The following is a 15,148-nucleotide window of genomic DNA, read 5'->3' as shown; positions in this document are numbered from 1 at the left end:
CGAGCAAAGGGAGGCAGACATGTCGATCACCCGCCGCGCCATCCTGGGCACCGCTGCGGCTGCCATGGCCGGGGCCACGCCCGCCATGGCGCAGCAGTGCGAGATCGGCCCGCCGAAGCATCCCAAGGGTCCGCTTGTTTTCATGGATTACGACCAAGTCGAGCTCGACGCCGCCTACCGGCAGGAGCTGTACCAGCCGCTGGGCGAGCGAGTGCGGGACCGCCTCTACGTCGCCAGCGGCGATGCGCGCGACCGCATCGGCGAGCCGCTGCGCCAACGCTATGGCCAGGCCGAGGTGGAGACGCTGGACATCTACCGCACGGATCGCGCCAAGGCGCCGATATTCGTTTTCATTCATGGCGGCACCTGGCGCTCCGGTTCGGCCTGGGAGGCCGGTTATCCCGCGGAGATGTTCGTCAACGCCGGCGCCCACTACATCGCCGTCGATTTCGCCTCGGTGACGACCGTAGACGGCGATCTCGGCGTGCTGGCGGCGCAGGTCCGCCGCGCCATCGCCTGGGTCCACCGGAACTCCTCCAGCTTCGACGGCGATCCCGCACGGCTTTATGTCGGCGGCCATTCTTCCGGCGGCCATCTCTGCGCCGTTGCGTTGGTCACGGACTGGCAAGCGGAATTCGGCCTGCCTGCTGACGCGATCAAGGGCGGGCTCTGCATGAGCGGCTTGTATGAGATGGAGCCGGTGCGCCTGTCCTATCGCCGTGAGTACATTGCCTTCACCGACGAAGTGGCTGACGCAATGAGCCCCCAGCGCCACATCGACAAGCTGGCCGCCCCGATCGTCGTCTCCCACGGCACCTTCGAAACGCCTGAATTCCAACGCCAGGCCCGAGACTTCGCCGCCGCCGTCGAGGCGGCCGGCAAGCCCGTCAAGCTCATCGAGGGCAACTACCACCACGACGAGATGGCCGAAACCCTCGGCAACCCCTATGGCCCCAATGGCCGCGCGGCCCTGACGATGATGGAGCTAGCCAAGGCATAGCCTTGATGCCTGCCTGGAACAGCAGCTCACGCGGCTGGATTGTCGCGCTGCCTTGGGATCCACAATGACGGATCGCCCAGCCTCACACGAGTTTGCGCGTGTCTTCGATCACCTTGCCGTCATTCGGCAGGCTGCCCGGCGGCACCGCCGACACCGCGGCGCGGACCTTGGCGACGTCGAGCATCGTGTCGGCCACGGCTTCGGCTACCGCGGCATCGGCACTTTCCACCTGCAACACCACGTCGTCGATGCCCTGGCGGCTCGACACCACCAGCCTTCCACGCTCCAGCCCGTGGCGCTTCAACACCTCGGCGATCTGGCCGGGATGGACGAAAAGGCCGCGCACCTTGGTGCTCTGGTCGGCCCGGCCGAGCCAGCCGCGCAGCCGCGGCGCGGTGCGGCCGCAGGGGCTGCGCCCGGGCAGGATGGCGGACAGGTCGCCGGTGGCGAAGCGGATCCAGGGCGTGCTGCGGTCGAAGCTGGTGACCACGACCTCGCCGACCTCGCCCTCGGGCACCGGGTCGCCGGTGCCGGGGCGGACGATCTCGACCAGGATGCCCTCGGCCAGCACCAGCCCCTGATGCGCCTCGGTCTCGTAGGCGATCAGGCCGAGATCGGCGGTGCCGTAGCTCTGGAACAGGTCGATGGCGCGGGCCGCGTAGAACTCCCGCAGCGGCGGCAGCAGCGGCCCGCCGGAGACATGGGCCAGTTTCACCGAGCTGCTGTCGTGGCCGAGCTGGTCGGCCTTCTCCAGGATCAGCTTCAGGAAGTCGGGCGTGCCGACATAGCCGCGCGGCTTCAGGTCGGCCATGGCGCGGGCCTGCAGCTCGGTGTTGCCGGTGCCGGCCGGGATCACGGCGCAGCCCAGCGCCTCCGCGCCGGTCTCGAACATCGCCCCGGCCGGGGTGAAGTGGTAGGAGAAGCAGTTCTGCAGGATGTCGCCCTCGCGGAAGCCGCTGGCGAACAGGGCGCGGGCGGTGCGCCAAGTGTCGATGCCGTGCGCCTCGCCCTCGTAGATCGGGCCGGGCGAGGCGAAGATCCGGCGGAACTGCCCCGGCCGAACCGTGATCAGCCCGCCGAAGGGCAGGTCAACCGCCTGAATCGTCGGCAGGTCGGACTTCCGGGTCAGCGGCAGCTCCGCCAGCTCGGTCCGGCTGGTCACCGCCGCCGGGTCGAATTCGGCCAGGCGCTTGGCATAGCCGGGGGCGGCGGCCTTGGCATGGGCGATCTGGGCCGGCAGCTCGGCCAGCAGCGCCGCCTCGCGCGCCTCGGGCGGGCGGGTCTCGAGATCGTCGTAGTGCTCGGCCATGGGGCTGCCCCACCGTGTGTCGTGTCGAAGCTTCAAGCATGACGCCGCCCGCCGGGGCAGACAATGCCGGGAGGTGGATACCGCTATAGCCAGCGCTTGCGGCGCTTGAAGCTCTTCAGGTTCTTGAAGCTCTTGCGCTGCTCGCCGCCGCCGCCGAGGTAGAACTCCTTGACGTCCTCATTGGCCGCCAGCGCCTCGGCGGTGCCGTCCAGCACCACCTTGCCGTTCTCCATGATGTAGCCGGTGTCGGCGCAAGAGAGCGCCATCCGGGCATTCTGCTCGACCAGCAGGATCGAGATGCCGAGATCGGTGTTGAGGCGGCGGATGATGCCGAACACCTCCTTCACCATCAGCGGCGACAGGCCCATCGACGGCTCGTCCATCAGAATCAGCTTCGGCCGCGCCATCAGCGCCCGGCCGATCGCCAGCATCTGCTGCTCGCCACCGGACAGGTAGCCGGCCAGGCCGTTGCGCTCGCGCAGCCGCGGGAAATAGCCGTAGACCCGGTCGATGTCGTCGGCCACCCCGCGGTCGCGCCTGGTGTGGGCGCCGAGCCGGAGATTCTCGATGCAGGTCATGTCGGCGACGATGCGGCGCCCCTCCATCACCTGGAAGATGCCCCCGCGCACCACGGCGCCGGGGTCGAGGTCATGGATCGGCTGGCCCTCGTAGCGGATGGCGCCGCGGGTGACCGCCCCGTCCTCGGTGCGCAGCAGGCCGGAGATCGCCTTCAGCGTCGTCGACTTGCCGGCCCCGTTGGCGCCGAGCAGCGCCACGATCGCTCCCTGCGGCACGGCGAGGCTGAGGCCCCGCAGCACCAGGATGACGTCGTTGTAGACGACCTCGATGTTCTCGACCGAGAGCAGCGGCGGGGCGGTCATGCAGCCACCAAGAGCTTCCGGCTTCCTTCCTTGTCATCCTCGGGCTTGACCCGAGGATCCAGGGGCCACCAAGAACCGCTCTGGCCGCCCCTGGATGCCCGGGTCAAGCCCGGGCATGACAGGACTGGAACGGAAGAGCCAGAAGCGCTCAGCACATCAATACCCCAGCCATTCCGGGCGGCGGGGCAGGGTGATCTCGGCCACCTTCTCCAGCGACATGGTGCCGTCGGCCATCAGCGCCGTGACCTCCTTGCCCTGGGTCGCGCCCTTCACATGGCCCTGGTAGATCGGCACGGTCATCAGCCCGCGATGGTCGGTCGCGGTCCAGGTCGAGGGCAGGCACACGCCTTCAAGCCCGGCCGGCACCCAGTCCTTCCTCTCATACATCGCATCGCGGATAGCGACGCCGGTGATCGTGCCCTTGGCCTTCGCCGCCTTGACCGCCTCGACCATATAGGAGGTGGCGCAGACGCCGGCGATGTAGCTCAGCGGTCGATAGGTCTCGCCGCTCGAATCGCTGACCTTCGAGATCTCTCGCACCCGGTCCATGCCGGCGCTCTTGTCGGTCCAGATCGCGCCGGTGCGGACCGCGACCACCACGCCGTCGGCGTTCTGGCCGGCCGCCTTCATGATGTTCTCGTCATAGCCCCAGACATTGGCCACGAACTGCACCTTGGTGCCGGCGGTGGCGCAGGCGTTCAGCAGCGATGGGGTCGAGCCGGCGATGTTGGCGATATAGGCGTAGTTGGCACCCTTCTCCTTCAGCGTCAGGCATTGCGGCGTGAAGTCGCCCGGCGCCATGGTGTACTGGATCGGGTCCAGCACTTCGAAGCCCAGCTCCTGCGCATATTCGTTGCAGGCCACCTTGGGCGAGTTCGGATACGGGTGGTTGTCGCCCATATGGACCCATTTCGCCTTGCCCTGGCTGCCCTTCTTCTTCCAGTCGTCCGCCGCCCATTGCGCCAGCGCCCGGCAGGCGTCGGAGTAGGAGGGGCCGTAGAAGAAGTTGAACGGCGTCGCCTTGGTCGCCTTCGGCGCCTTGCCGGTCGGGTCGGTCAGCGCCCCGGAATAGGAGCCGGAGTAGTAGGGGATCTGGTCCTTGCCGATGAACTCGATCAGCGCCTCGGTGTCGGCCGTGCCCCAGCCGGCGATGGCGACGACATGCTCGTTCGCCACCAGCCGCTGGTATTCCGAGACCGCCTGCGGCGCCTTGTAGGCGTAGTCATAGGTCTCGAAGGCGATATCGTCGCCGTCGACCCCGCCATTCTCGTTCACCCAGTTCAGCGTGTCGGCCACGCCGTCGGCATAGGGCACGCCGATCGACGCCGTCGGGCCGGTCAGGTCGGCGATGTGGCCGACGGGAATGTCTTCAGCGAACGCCGGGGCGGCGCAGAGCGCGATCAGCGCGGTGGCGGTGAGCAGGGATCGCATCGGTGTCTCCTCCATGGCGGCCGTTCTGTCGCGGCCGGGTTCAGTACGAGAAGGGATACAGCTTCCACCAGGCCTTGATCTGGCGCCAGCGATGGGCCAGCCCGTCCGGCTCGAAGATCAGGAACAGGATGATGGCGATGCCGACCGCCATCTCCTTCAGGAAGTTGATGCCGACGCGCAGGTCCAGCGTCTTGTACAGCCAGGTGCCGCGGATCAGCCGCACCAGCCAGTCCATCACGTCGGGCAGCGACACCATGAAGACGGTGCCGAAGATGGTGCCCATGATCGAGCCGAGGCCGCCGATGATGATCATGCCGAGGAACTCGATCGACTTCAGGATCGTGAACTCCTCGACCGAGACCACCTGCAGGTAATGGGCATAGAGAGCGCCGCCGACCCCGGCATAGAAGGCGGCGATGCCGAAGGACAGCACCCGGTACTTCGTCAGGTTGATGCCCATGATTTCGGCCGCCAGGTAGTGGTCGCGCACGGCGACGAAGGCGCGGCCGTCGCGCGACCGCATCAGGTTGGTCGCGGCCAGGTACAGCAGCGTTCCCCAGAACAGCACGATGTAGAAGTAGTTGATGCGGTCGACCTCCCAGCCGAACAGGGAGACCGGGGCGGCATGGGCGCCGGCGACGCCGCCGGTGAACCAGCCGGCGCGGGCGAAGAAGTCCTCCAGGATGACCTGGGCGGCGAGGGTGGCGATGGCCAGGTACAGGCCCTTGATCCGCGCCGCCGGGATGCCGAAGACCAGGCCGACCGCCGCGGTCATCACCCCGGCGATCGGGATGCAGAAGAACACCGGGATGCCGGTGGTGCGGTTCAGCCAGGCCGAGGCGAAGGCGCCGAAGCCGAAGAACACGGCATGGCCGATCGAGATCTGGCCGGTGAAGCCGACCAGGATGTTGAGGCCCAGCGCGGCGACGGCCAGGTAGCCGATCTCGATGAAGCTGTCGATCCAGCCCTTGGACAGCCAGCCGAGCTGTACCGCGACCGGCGAGAACGCCAGCAGTGCCAGGATGACGATGACGCTGCGCCGGCTGAAGGCGTCGGTGAAGATCGTGGTGTCGGCGGCGTAGCCGGTGCGGAAGTCGCCGCAGGGGCGGGCATAGGCGTTCGCCATTCAGATGGGGCCTCCGGCGACGGGACGGGACGGTGCTATGATGGCGCCGCGGGCGGATCGAGAGGGGGCCTCATGCATCGCCGATGGGCTGCGGCCCTGTTGCTGGCGTTCACCGTGCTGCTGCCGCACGTGTCGCCGGCCCAGACCGACGCCGAGAAGGGAATCACCTGGTTCGACCGGTCTGACCCCGAAATGAACCGGGCCATGCAGAAGGCCCGGGACACGCTGCCGGTGTTTCGCAAGTACCTGTCGCATCCGCCTGCCGGGGTCACCTCGCTGCAGCTCAAGGTCGCGCTGCGCCAGGGCGACGAGGTCGAGCATGTCTGGCTGGCCGATCTCTCGATCAAGGGCGAAGCCTTCTCCGGCACGATCGCAAATCAGGTCGAGTTCATCCCTTGCTACCAGAAGGGCCAGCGGATTACAGTCCAGCCCGGCTCCGTCTCGGACTGGATGGTGGTGCTGACCAACGGCATCCGCGGCGGCTATTCGATCCAGGTGATTCTGGCGCGGGAAAAGCCGGCCGATCCGCACGACCTGATCGGCGACCTGGCCGACCTGCCGTTCCTGGATCATTGATCGCTGCGGTCCCGGCATCTTCACACTCTCTCGATGTCGCGGGTACCGAACAGGCCGTAGGGCTTGATCATCAGGATCACGATCAGGACGTAGAAGGGCGCGATCTTCAGCATGTTGCCCCAGCCCAGGAAGGTGACGTCGAGCCAGTGGGCGAAATGCTCGAGGATGCCGATGATCAGCCCGCCCAGCACCGCGCCGACGACGCTGTCCAGCCCGCCCAGGATCACCGCCGGGAACACCTTGATGCCGAAGCCGGAGAGGGCGGAGGACACGCCGTTGACCACGCCGACGACGATGCCGGCGACCGACGACACCATCGCCGAGATCGCCCAGGCCATGGCGAAGACCTGTTTCACCGAGATGCCCATCGACTGGGCCACCTGCTGGTCGAAGGCGGTGGCGCGCATCGCCAGGCCCATGCGCGAGAATTTGAAGAACCAGGCGAAGCCGCCCATGATGAACAGGCTGATCGCCATCGACAGGATGTAGACGGTCTGCACCTGCAGCCCGAAGATGTTGACCGACTGGGTCTCGAACACCGGCGGGAAGGGCTGGGCCGAGACGCCGAAGATCCAGGCCATCATCGGCTGGAACACCAGCGACAGTCCGATCGTGACCATGATCACCGAGATCACCGGCTCGCCGATCAGGGGCCGCAGCACCACCACCTGCAGCAGGATGCCGAACACCAGCATGAAGGCCAGGGTGATGGCGAAGCCGACAACGAAGGGGACTTCGTACTTGGTCAGCACCCACCAGCAGATCCAGGCGCCGATCAGCAGGAACTCGCCCTGGGCGAAGTTCACCACCCGGCTGGCCTTGTAGATCAGCACGAATGACATGGCGACGACGCCGTACAGCGTGCCGACGATCACGCCGTTGACCAGCAACTGGAACAGGAAGGCGAGGTTCATGGGCTACTCCGCCGCGTGGCGCTGCCCGGCGCGGCCGGGCGCGAGGTCGACCACCTTGAGCGTGGTGCGGATCCGCTGCCTCGTGCCGTCCTGGAAGGCGATGGTGGTGTCGACCGGGATCGCCGGGTCGCCGCGATAGATCGCGTCGATGATGTCGCCGTATTTCCCGCCGATCACGCCGCGGCGCACCTTGCGGGTGCGGGTCAGCTCGCCGTCATCGGCATCCAGCTCCTTGTACAGCAGCAGGAAGCGGCGGATGCGCTGCGCCTCCGGCAGGCCGGCATTCACCGTCTCGACCTCGCGGCGGATCAGGCCTTGGACCTCCTCCCGTGCCGACAGGTCGGTGTAGGTGGTGAAGGCGATGCGGCTCTTCTCCGCCCATTTCGAGACGATCGGGAAGCGGATGCAGATGATCGCCGCCAGGTCCGGCCGGCCATGGCCCAGGATCACCGCCTCGCCGACATAGGGCGAGAATTTCAGCTTGTTCTCAATGTATTGCGGGCTGAACCTGTCACCGCCGCTGGTGACGGCGAGATCCTTGATCCGGTCGATCACGACCAGGTGGCCCTTGCCATCGACATAGCCGGCGTCGCCGGTCGCCAGCCAGCCGTCGCGCAGGTCGGCCCTGGACGCCTCCTCATTGCGGTAGTAGCCGAGGAACATGTTGGGGTGGCGGGTGACGATCTCGCCGACGCCGTTCGAGTCCGGCGCCTCGATCCGCAGCTCGACGCTGTCGTCGAAGCCGATTCCGACCGTGTCGAAATCGACATCGCCCTCCCGGTGGATGGTGTAGGCGCCCAGCAGCTCAGTCTGGCCGTAGAGCTGGCGCAGCGGCACCCCCATGGCGAGGAAGAAGCGGAAGGTCTCCGGCCCCAGCGCCGCCCCTCCGGTCGCGGCCGAGCGCAGCCGGGAGAAGCCCAGCCGGTCGCGCAAAGCGGCGAAGAGCAGGATCTTCGAGAGCGTCGATTTCTTCTTCTGGTCAAGTGCTTTCAGGCCGATCTTCATGCCGAGGTCGAACAGCCGGCGCTTGAGCCAGGAGGCGTCCATCATCCGGCTGCGAACGTCGGCGGCCAGCCCCTCCCACACCCGCGGCGCCAGCAGCACGAAGGTCGGGCCGATCTCGCGGAAATCCGTCCAGCTGGTGCTCTGCTCCTCGACGAAGTTCACCACCATCCGGCACTGCAGCGCTTTCCCGAAGACGTAGACCTGCTCCATGATCCAGGGCAGCGGCAGGACCGAAACGTATTCGTCCTGCGGCCCCTGCGGGTCGACCGCCAGGTAGCTGGCGGTGTGCCGGATCACCGACCCGGCCGAAAGCATCGCCAGCTTCGGCTGCGCCGTGGTGCCGGAGGTGGTGCACAGCACCGCAACATCCTCGCCGCGCGTCTCCGCCACCATGCGGTCGTAGAGGCCCGGATCGGCAGCGAGCAGCGGGGTGCCGAGGGCGATGAACTCGTCGACCGGCAGCAGCCGCGGATCCTCGTATTTCCGCATGCCGCGCGGGTCGGAATAGACAATGTGGCAGACACTCGGGATGCGGTCGCCGAGGCCCAGCAGCTTGTCGACCTGCTCCTCGTCCTCGGCCAGCACGATGGCGACCGAGGCATGGCCGATCAGATAGGCCACCTCCTCGTCCAGCGCGTCGCGGTACAGGCCCAGGCTCATGGCGCCGGCGGCATGGGCGGCGATCTGGCCGGCCACCCAGTCCGGCCGGTTGTCGCCGATCAGCCCGACCACGGCGTCCCGCCCGATGCCCAGCGCCCGCAGCGCCAGGGCGAAGCCGCGCACCCGGGCGTGGAAGCCGGCCCAGCTGATCTCCTGCCAGATGCCGAAATCCTTCTCGCGCAGCGCCACCTCACCCGGCCATTGCGCGGCGTTGCGGGCCAAGAGCTTGGGGAAGGTGTCGAATGCGTCGGTCATGCGGGACCGTTCCCGGCCGCCCCCTCACCCGAAATCGCGATGCGATTTCGACCTCTCCCCAAGGAGAGGTGAAGGGGGCCACGCGTCCTTTCCCTCTCCTCGGGGAGAGGGAGGGGCCCGGCGCGCAGCGACGGGAGGGTGAGGGGGATGGCGCCGCCCCTCACGCCGCCTCCTCATCATCGACTTCGCCGAGATAGGCGCGGCGGACATGGGCGTCGGCCAGCACCTCCTCGGGCGTGCCCTCGGCGATCTTGCGGCCGAAATCCAGCACCATGACGCGGTGCGAGATGTCCATCACCACGCCCATGTCGTGCTCGATCATGATCACCGTCATGCCCCATTCGGCGTTGAGGTCGACGATGTAGCGGGCCATGTCCTCCTTCTCCTCGAGGTTCATGCCGGCCATCGGCTCGTCCAGCAGGATCAGATCGGGCTTCAGCGCGATGGCGCGGGCCAGCTCGACCCGCTTGCGCAGCCCGTAGGACAGGGTGCCGGCCAGGGCGCGGCGGATATGCTGGATCTCGAGGAAGTCGATGATCTCCTCGACCGCGCGGCGGTGCCGCAGCTCCTCCTGCCGGGCGCCGCCCAGCCACCACAGCGCGCCGGTCAGCACGTTGTTCTTCAGCAGGTGGTGGCGCCCGACCATGATGTTGTCGAGCACCGACATATGGGCGAACAGCGCCAGGTTCTGGAAGGTGCGGCCGAGGCCGAGCTCGGCCCGGGCGCTGGGCCGCAGCCGGGTGATGTCGCGGCCCTTGTAGTGGATGCGCCCGGCGGTCGGGCTGTAGCGGCCGGAGATGCAGTTGACCATAGAGGTCTTGCCGGCGCCGTTCGGGCCGATGATCGAGAACAGCTCGCCGCGGCGGACGGTGAAGCCGACATCGGTCAGGGCCTTGACCCCGCCGAAGGCGAGGCTGACCGAGTCCGCCGTCAGTAGCGCATCTCCCGGTGCGGGCGCAGCGGCGCCAGCTTGCATGCTCTCTCCCCCTGTGCGCGTCCGGCACCTCTGGCGGGTGCCTTGTCCTGGCCAGTGTCGTGGAAGCGGCCGGAAACGCAATCGGCAAAACGTCTACAGGACGCCGATCGCGACATCGCCTATGGCGTGATCGTCCTCCGCGCCGGCCCCGGCGACGCCGAGGGCACCGACCATGGCACCGGCGTCGCGCCAGGGGAAGCCGCCCGGCTGCACCAGGATCTTGCCCAGACCTGCCAGCTGCGCCGCCTCGGCCGGGTCACGGGCGAGGCGAAGGGCAGGCTCGCGGGTCGCCTCGCCGAAATGGAGGGCCGCGGCCGCCCGGCGCCGGGCGATCTCCAGCGTCAGGTGGCCGACGCCGTCCATCCGTGCCGCGGCGACGATGTGGCCGCCGCGGTCGACCACCACTGCCGCGATCTGCTGCTCGCGCCGGCCGGCCTCGGCCAGGGCGGTGGCCAGCGAGGCCTGGGCTTCGGCGAGGGCAGGGGCGAAGTCTGGCATGGCGCTCTCCAGCGGAATCGGCGCGGCCAGCATAGCAGCCTCGGGACCGTCCCGCCGCAGCGCGAAAGAATCGTACGCACGCCCCTTGATCCCGCGGCCGGTTGCGGCCACGCTCATTCCATGAGCTTCACGCTGAACGCCGATCAGGACGCCATCCGCGATGCCGCGCGCGCCTTCGCCGCGGAGCAGATGACCCCCCATGCCGCCCGCTGGGACGAGGAGCAGATCTTCCCGGTCGACACGCTGCGCCAGGCCGCGGCCCTGGGCTTCGCCGGCATCTATTGCGGCGAGGCGCATGGCGGCAGCGGCCTGACCCGGCGCGACGCCGCGATCGTGTTCGAGGAGCTGTCGGCGGCCTGCGTCTCCACCGCCGCCTACATCTCGATCCACAACATGGTCGGCTGGATGATCGACAGCTTCGGGTCGGAGGAGCTGAAGGCGCGCTTCCTGCCGTCGATGATGACGATGGAGCGCTTCGCAAGCTACTGCCTGACGGAGCCTGGCTCCGGCTCCGACGCCGCCTCGCTGCGCACCCGGGCGGTGCGCGACGGCGACCACTACGTGCTGAACGGCACCAAGGCCTTCATCTCCGGCGGCTCGACCTCCGACGTCTATGTCGTGATGGTGCGGACCGGCGAGGCGGGGCCGAAGGGCATCTCGGCGGTGATCGTCGAGAAGGGCACGCCCGGCCTGTCCTTCGGCAAGAAGGAGAAGAAGCTCGGCTGGAACAGCCAGGTCACCACCATGGTGATCTTCGAGGATTGCCGCGTGCCGGTCGCGAACCGGCTGGGCGAGGAAGGGCAGGGCTTCACCTTCGCGATGAAGGGGCTGGACGGCGGCCGGGTGAACATCGGCGCCTGCTCGCTCGGCGGCGCCCGCGCCTGCCTGGAGGCGGCGCGCAGCCACATGCTGCAACGCAGCCAGTTCGGCCGGAAGATCGCCGAGTTCCAGGCGCTGCAGTTCAAGCTGGCCGACATGGCGATCGACCTGGACGCGGCCCGGCTGATGATCCACCGCGCCGCGGATTCGCTCGATCGCCGCGACCCGGACGCGACCCAGCATTGCGCCATGGCCAAGCGCTTCGCCACCGACGCCGGCTTCCGGATCTGCAACGATGCGCTGCAGCTGCATGGCGGCTACGGCTACATCAAGGACTATCCGGTGGAACGCTTCCTGCGCGACGTCCGCGTCAACCAGATCCTGGAAGGCACCAACGAGATCATGCGCCTGATCGTGGCCCGCCGCCTGCTGGCGGAGTAGGGGCCGGAAGACATTGCCATGACCGATGAGATCCTGTTCGACCGCGAAGGGCCGATCGCCATCGTGACGCTGAACCGGCCGAGGGCGCTGAACGCGCTGACGCTGGCGATGTGCCGCGCGCTGCTGCCGAAGATCGCGGAGTGGGCGGAGGATCCGGATCTTCATGCCGTGGTGCTGCGCGGCGCCGGCGACCGCGCCTTCTGCGCCGGCGGCGACATCCGCGCGGTTTATGAGCGCGGGCCGCAATCGGGCGTGCCGGACGGCGACCAGGATTTCTTCTGGGTCGAATACCGGCTGAACCACGCCATCCACCATTTCCCCAAGCCCTGGATCGCGCTGCTGGACGGCGTCACCATGGGCGGCGGGCTCGGCCTGTCGGTGCACGGCTCGCACCGGGTGACGACGGAAAAGACGCTGAGTGCCATGCCGGAATGCGGCATCGGCCTGTTCCCGGACATCGGCGGCGGCTGGTTCCTGTCGCGCTGCCCGGGCGAGACCGGCACCCATCTGGCCCTGACCGGGGCACGCATCGGTGCCGCCGACATGATCTTCACACGGATGGGGACGCATCACGTCGCCTCGGCCCGGGTCGACGACCTGGTTGCCGCCCTGGCCGATGCCGAATGGATCGGCCAAGGCGGGCTGGTGGCGGAGTCAGTGCTGCAGAATTTTGCCGCCGATCCCGGCGATCCGACCCTGTTGCCGCTTCGCCCGGCGATCGACCGCTGCTTCGGCCATGACACGGTCGAGCAGATCCTGGCGGCGCTGGATGCCGACGGCGGCGCATGGGCCCAGGCCGCGGCGGTGCAGATCCGCGCCGGGTCGCCGACCAGCCTGAAGGTGACCTTGCGCCAGATCCGCCAGGGCAAGACCATGATCTACGACGCGGTGGCGGCGATGGAGTACCGCATGGTCCATCGCTTCCTGGCCAAACCCGACTTCTTCGAGGGTGTCCGGGCGCAGCTGGTCGACAAGACCCGCGACCCGAAATGGCGGCCGGCGACGCTGGCTGAGGTGGACGACGCCGCGGTCGCCGCCTATTTCCAGCCGCTGCCGGGCCATGAGCTGAGCTTCGACTGAACCAATGACGGGCGGTGAACGCCCGGGTGTGAGGAGACCTCGATGTCGCTGCGAATCGCCTTTCTCGGGCTCGGTCATATGGGCCGGCCGATGGCGCTGAACCTGGTCAAGGCCGGGCACAAGGTCTCCGGATTCGACCCGGTGGAATCGGTCCGAGAGGCGGTGGCGAAGGAAGGGATTGCCGCCAAGCCCTCGATCGCCGCGGCGGTGGAGGAGACGCAGGTGGTGGTAAGCATGCTGCCGACCGGCGGCCATGCCCGCGAGGCGTATCTCGGCGAGAACGGGGTCTGCGCCAGCGCACCGCGGGGGGCCTTGCTGATCGACTGCTCGACCATCGATGTCGACAGCGGGCGGTTGATTGCAAAGGAGGCGGCGGCGCGCGGCTTCGCCATGGTCGACGCGCCGGTCTCGGGCGGCACCGGCGGCGCCGCGGCCGGCACCCTGACCTTCATGGTCGGCGGCCCGGACAAGGCCTTCCAGCAGGCCGAGCCGGTGCTGCAGGCGATGGGCAAGGCCGTGATCCACACCGGCGGGCCGGGCACGGGTCAGGCGGCGAAGATCTGCAACAACATGGTGCTCGGCATCTCGATGATCGCGGTGTCGGAGGCCTTCGCCCTGGCCGACAAGCTGGGGCTGGAACGGCAGAAGCTGTTCGACGTGTCGTCGAAGAGCTCGGGCCAGTGCTGGTCGCTGACCACCTACTGCCCGGTGCCGGGGCCGGTGCCGACCTCGCCGGCCAACCGCGACTACAAGCCCGGCTTCACCGCGGCGATGATGCTGAAGGATCTGCGCCTATCGCAGTCGGCCGCCCAGGCAGCCGGCGCCGCCACCCCGCTCGGCGCCGCGGCCGCCGCGCTGTATACCCTATTCGTCAACGAAGGCGCGGCGGACACCGATTTCTCCGGCATATTCAAGATGATCTCCGGCGAGAAATAGGCAGGCTTTCCCGTTTGTCGGGCATAATCGCAGCCCAAAGACTCGGGAGGGACTCCATGCGCAAGTTCGCCGCCTCGATCGCGGTTCTTCTGTCGTTGAGTGGAGCACCGTCGATGGCCGCCGATCCCGGCATTCCCGCCCTGCCGCCGACCGACAAGCCGCTGCGCGACTTCGTCACCCGGGTCGAGGCGGACCGCCGCATCACCTTCCGGCTGTTCGCGCCGGAGGCGAAGGCGGTCTCGGTCATGTTCGGCTCGATGGACCCGACCGAGGTCAAGGCGACGCCTATGACGACGGACGGGCGTGGCGTCTGGTCCGTCGCGGTCGGCCCGGTCGCGCCCGACCTCTACGAATACTATTTCAACGTCGACGGCTTCCGCACGACCGATACGGGAACCAACGCGCCGAAGCCGCAGCGCCAGGTCAACACCAGCCTGATCCTGGTGCCCGGCAGCATCGTCGACACCAAGCCGGTGCCGCATGGCGACCTGCGGGTCGTGACCCTGGCCAGCGCGGCGCTGGGTTCCGAACGGCAGATGCTGGTGTGGACGCCGCCGGGCTATGGCGACGGCTCGGCGCCGCTGCCGGTGCTGTACCTCTATCACGGCTTCGGCGACACGGTCTGGTCCTGGGTCACCCAGGGCCGGGCCCCGCAGATCCTCGACAATCTGCTGGCCGAGAAGAAGATCGTGCCGATGATCGTGGTGATCCCGGACACCGAGACCGACATCGCCGCCGCGGTGCCGGAGGACTTCCCGGGCGCGACCCGGCGCCAGACCTTCTATCCGGCGAACGCAGCCGCGGCCGACCGCGAGCTGATCGGCGACATCATCCCGTATATGGAGGCGCATTACCGGGTCCGCACCGATGCGGCCGGGCGGGCGCTGGCCGGGCTGTCGCAGGGCGGCTATCAGGCGCTGGTGTCCGGTCTCGGCCACCTCGGCACCTTCGCCTGGCTGGCGACCTTCAGCGGCGTGTCGCAGACCACCGTGCCGGAGGCCGGCATCGCTGCGGCGCTCGCCGACCCGGCCAAGGTCAACGCCAGCCTGCGCGGCTTCACCGTGACGGTCGGCAGCGACGACACCATCACCGGCAAGGACATCGCCGGGCTGCGCAAGGACCTCGACGCCGCCGGCATCCGCTACGACTACAAGGAGTATCCCGGCCTCTACCACGAGATGGCGGTATGGCGCCCCTCGCTGGCGGATTTCCTGCAGAAGATCTTCCGGGACTGATCGAGG

At 68.2% G+C, this 15,148-nt stretch carries 14 protein-coding genes; 6 read left to right on the top strand and 8 right to left on the bottom strand.

Translation table 11 applies throughout. The features are described 5' to 3' along the window. The first annotated feature begins 19 nt into the window (after window positions 1-19). Window positions 20-1,000 (top strand): alpha/beta hydrolase, encoded by a 981-nt coding sequence (locus tag QFZ27_RS26690; protein WP_429229493.1) that lies wholly within the window; start codon window positions 20-22, stop codon window positions 998-1,000. An 82-nt stretch (window positions 1,001-1,082) separates the two neighbouring features. Here QFZ27_RS26690 and QFZ27_RS26685 read toward each other — a convergent pair whose 3' ends face one another. From QFZ27_RS26685 to QFZ27_RS26670, 4 genes are all read right to left on the bottom strand, one after another. Further along, entirely contained in the window at window positions 1,083-2,309 is a 1,227-nt protein-coding gene (locus QFZ27_RS26685) for a phenylacetate--CoA ligase family protein (protein WP_429229492.1), read from the bottom strand. Window positions 2,310-2,392: 83 nt separating this feature from the next. Continuing rightward, window positions 2,393-3,190: an ABC transporter ATP-binding protein gene (locus QFZ27_RS26680; RefSeq protein ID WP_429229491.1), complete on the bottom strand. Its 798-nt coding sequence runs from the start codon at window positions 3,188-3,190 to the stop codon at window positions 2,393-2,395. Between the two features lie 156 nt (window positions 3,191-3,346). Beyond that, window positions 3,347-4,621, bottom strand: a complete 1,275-nt coding sequence (locus tag QFZ27_RS26675) for an ABC transporter substrate-binding protein (RefSeq protein ID WP_429229490.1) — start codon at window positions 4,619-4,621, stop codon at window positions 3,347-3,349. Between the two features lie 40 nt (window positions 4,622-4,661). Next, the gene (locus QFZ27_RS26670) at window positions 4,662-5,747 is read right to left on the bottom strand and encodes a branched-chain amino acid ABC transporter permease (protein WP_429229489.1); all 1,086 of its coding nucleotides are present in this window, start codon (window positions 5,745-5,747) and stop codon (window positions 4,662-4,664) included. A gap of 72 nt (window positions 5,748-5,819) precedes the next feature. Here QFZ27_RS26670 and QFZ27_RS26665 point away from each other — a divergent pair, with 72 nt between their 5' ends. Further along, entirely contained in the window at window positions 5,820-6,323 is a 504-nt protein-coding gene (locus QFZ27_RS26665) for a DUF2314 domain-containing protein (RefSeq protein WP_429229488.1), read from the top strand. A 20-nt stretch (window positions 6,324-6,343) separates the two neighbouring features. Here the strand turns inward: QFZ27_RS26665 and QFZ27_RS26660 are convergent, their stop codons facing one another. The 4 genes from QFZ27_RS26660 to QFZ27_RS26645 form a co-directional block, all read right to left on the bottom strand. Further along, window positions 6,344-7,237 carry a branched-chain amino acid ABC transporter permease gene (locus tag QFZ27_RS26660; RefSeq protein WP_429229487.1) on the bottom strand — a complete coding sequence of 298 codons (894 nt, stop codon included), beginning with the start codon at window positions 7,235-7,237 and terminating at the stop codon, window positions 6,344-6,346. Between the two features lie 3 nt (window positions 7,238-7,240). Next, window positions 7,241-9,157, bottom strand: a complete 1,917-nt coding sequence (locus QFZ27_RS26655) for a long-chain fatty acid--CoA ligase (protein WP_429229486.1) — start codon at window positions 9,155-9,157, stop codon at window positions 7,241-7,243. Between the two features lie 160 nt (window positions 9,158-9,317). Next, window positions 9,318-10,133 (bottom strand): ABC transporter ATP-binding protein, encoded by an 816-nt coding sequence (locus tag QFZ27_RS26650; protein ID WP_429229485.1) that lies wholly within the window; start codon window positions 10,131-10,133, stop codon window positions 9,318-9,320. Window positions 10,134-10,226: 93 nt separating this feature from the next. Then, the gene (locus tag QFZ27_RS26645; RefSeq protein ID WP_429229484.1) at window positions 10,227-10,631 is read right to left on the bottom strand and encodes a heme-binding protein; all 405 of its coding nucleotides are present in this window, start codon (window positions 10,629-10,631) and stop codon (window positions 10,227-10,229) included. A 120-nt stretch (window positions 10,632-10,751) separates the two neighbouring features. Here QFZ27_RS26645 and QFZ27_RS26640 point away from each other — a divergent pair, with 120 nt between their 5' ends. The 4 genes from QFZ27_RS26640 to QFZ27_RS26625 are packed head-to-tail and all read left to right on the top strand — an operon-like array spanning window position 10,752 to window position 15,142. Beyond that, a complete protein-coding gene (locus tag QFZ27_RS26640; protein WP_429229483.1) occupies window positions 10,752-11,891 on the top strand; it encodes an acyl-CoA dehydrogenase family protein in 1,140 nt (379 codons plus the stop codon). A gap of 18 nt (window positions 11,892-11,909) precedes the next feature. After that, window positions 11,910-12,971 carry an enoyl-CoA hydratase/isomerase family protein gene (locus QFZ27_RS26635; protein WP_429229482.1) on the top strand — a complete coding sequence of 354 codons (1,062 nt, stop codon included), beginning with the start codon at window positions 11,910-11,912 and terminating at the stop codon, window positions 12,969-12,971. A 42-nt stretch (window positions 12,972-13,013) separates the two neighbouring features. Next, window positions 13,014-13,907, top strand: a complete 894-nt coding sequence (gene mmsB, locus QFZ27_RS26630) for a 3-hydroxyisobutyrate dehydrogenase (RefSeq protein WP_429229481.1) — start codon at window positions 13,014-13,016, stop codon at window positions 13,905-13,907. Window positions 13,908-13,963: 56 nt separating this feature from the next. Further along, window positions 13,964-15,142: an alpha/beta hydrolase-fold protein gene (locus QFZ27_RS26625; protein WP_429229480.1), complete on the top strand. Its 1,179-nt coding sequence runs from the start codon at window positions 13,964-13,966 to the stop codon at window positions 15,140-15,142. Window positions 15,143-15,148: the final 6 nt, after the last annotated feature.

It is taken from the genome of Inquilinus ginsengisoli, from assembly GCF_050434925.1.
Taxonomy (GTDB): Bacteria; Pseudomonadota; Alphaproteobacteria; order DSM-16000; family Inquilinaceae; genus Inquilinus; species Inquilinus ginsengisoli_B.
The sequence above is the reverse complement of the archived record's forward strand: the minus strand, read 5'-3'. Positions and strand labels throughout refer to the sequence as shown.

Coding starts and splice junctions, on each gene's coding strand:
- QFZ27_RS26690 (WP_429229493.1), top strand. CDS start 20: ATGTCGATCACCCGCCGCGCCATCCTGGGCACCGCTGCGGCTGCCATG.
- QFZ27_RS26685 (WP_429229492.1), bottom strand. CDS start 2,309: ATGGCCGAGCACTACGACGATCTCGAGACCCGCCCGCCCGAGGCGCGC.
- QFZ27_RS26680 (WP_429229491.1), bottom strand. CDS start 3,190: ATGACCGCCCCGCCGCTGCTCTCGGTCGAGAACATCGAGGTCGTCTAC.
- QFZ27_RS26675 (WP_429229490.1), bottom strand. CDS start 4,621: ATGCGATCCCTGCTCACCGCCACCGCGCTGATCGCGCTCTGCGCCGCC.
- QFZ27_RS26670 (WP_429229489.1), bottom strand. CDS start 5,747: ATGGCGAACGCCTATGCCCGCCCCTGCGGCGACTTCCGCACCGGCTAC.
- QFZ27_RS26665 (WP_429229488.1), top strand. CDS start 5,820: ATGCATCGCCGATGGGCTGCGGCCCTGTTGCTGGCGTTCACCGTGCTG.
- QFZ27_RS26660 (WP_429229487.1), bottom strand. CDS start 7,237: ATGAACCTCGCCTTCCTGTTCCAGTTGCTGGTCAACGGCGTGATCGTC.
- QFZ27_RS26655 (WP_429229486.1), bottom strand. CDS start 9,157: ATGACCGACGCATTCGACACCTTCCCCAAGCTCTTGGCCCGCAACGCC.
- QFZ27_RS26650 (WP_429229485.1), bottom strand. CDS start 10,133: ATGCAAGCTGGCGCCGCTGCGCCCGCACCGGGAGATGCGCTACTGACG.
- QFZ27_RS26645 (WP_429229484.1), bottom strand. CDS start 10,631: ATGCCAGACTTCGCCCCTGCCCTCGCCGAAGCCCAGGCCTCGCTGGCC.
- QFZ27_RS26640 (WP_429229483.1), top strand. CDS start 10,752: ATGAGCTTCACGCTGAACGCCGATCAGGACGCCATCCGCGATGCCGCG.
- QFZ27_RS26635 (WP_429229482.1), top strand. CDS start 11,910: ATGACCGATGAGATCCTGTTCGACCGCGAAGGGCCGATCGCCATCGTG.
- mmsB (WP_429229481.1), top strand. CDS start 13,014: ATGTCGCTGCGAATCGCCTTTCTCGGGCTCGGTCATATGGGCCGGCCG.
- QFZ27_RS26625 (WP_429229480.1), top strand. CDS start 13,964: ATGCGCAAGTTCGCCGCCTCGATCGCGGTTCTTCTGTCGTTGAGTGGA.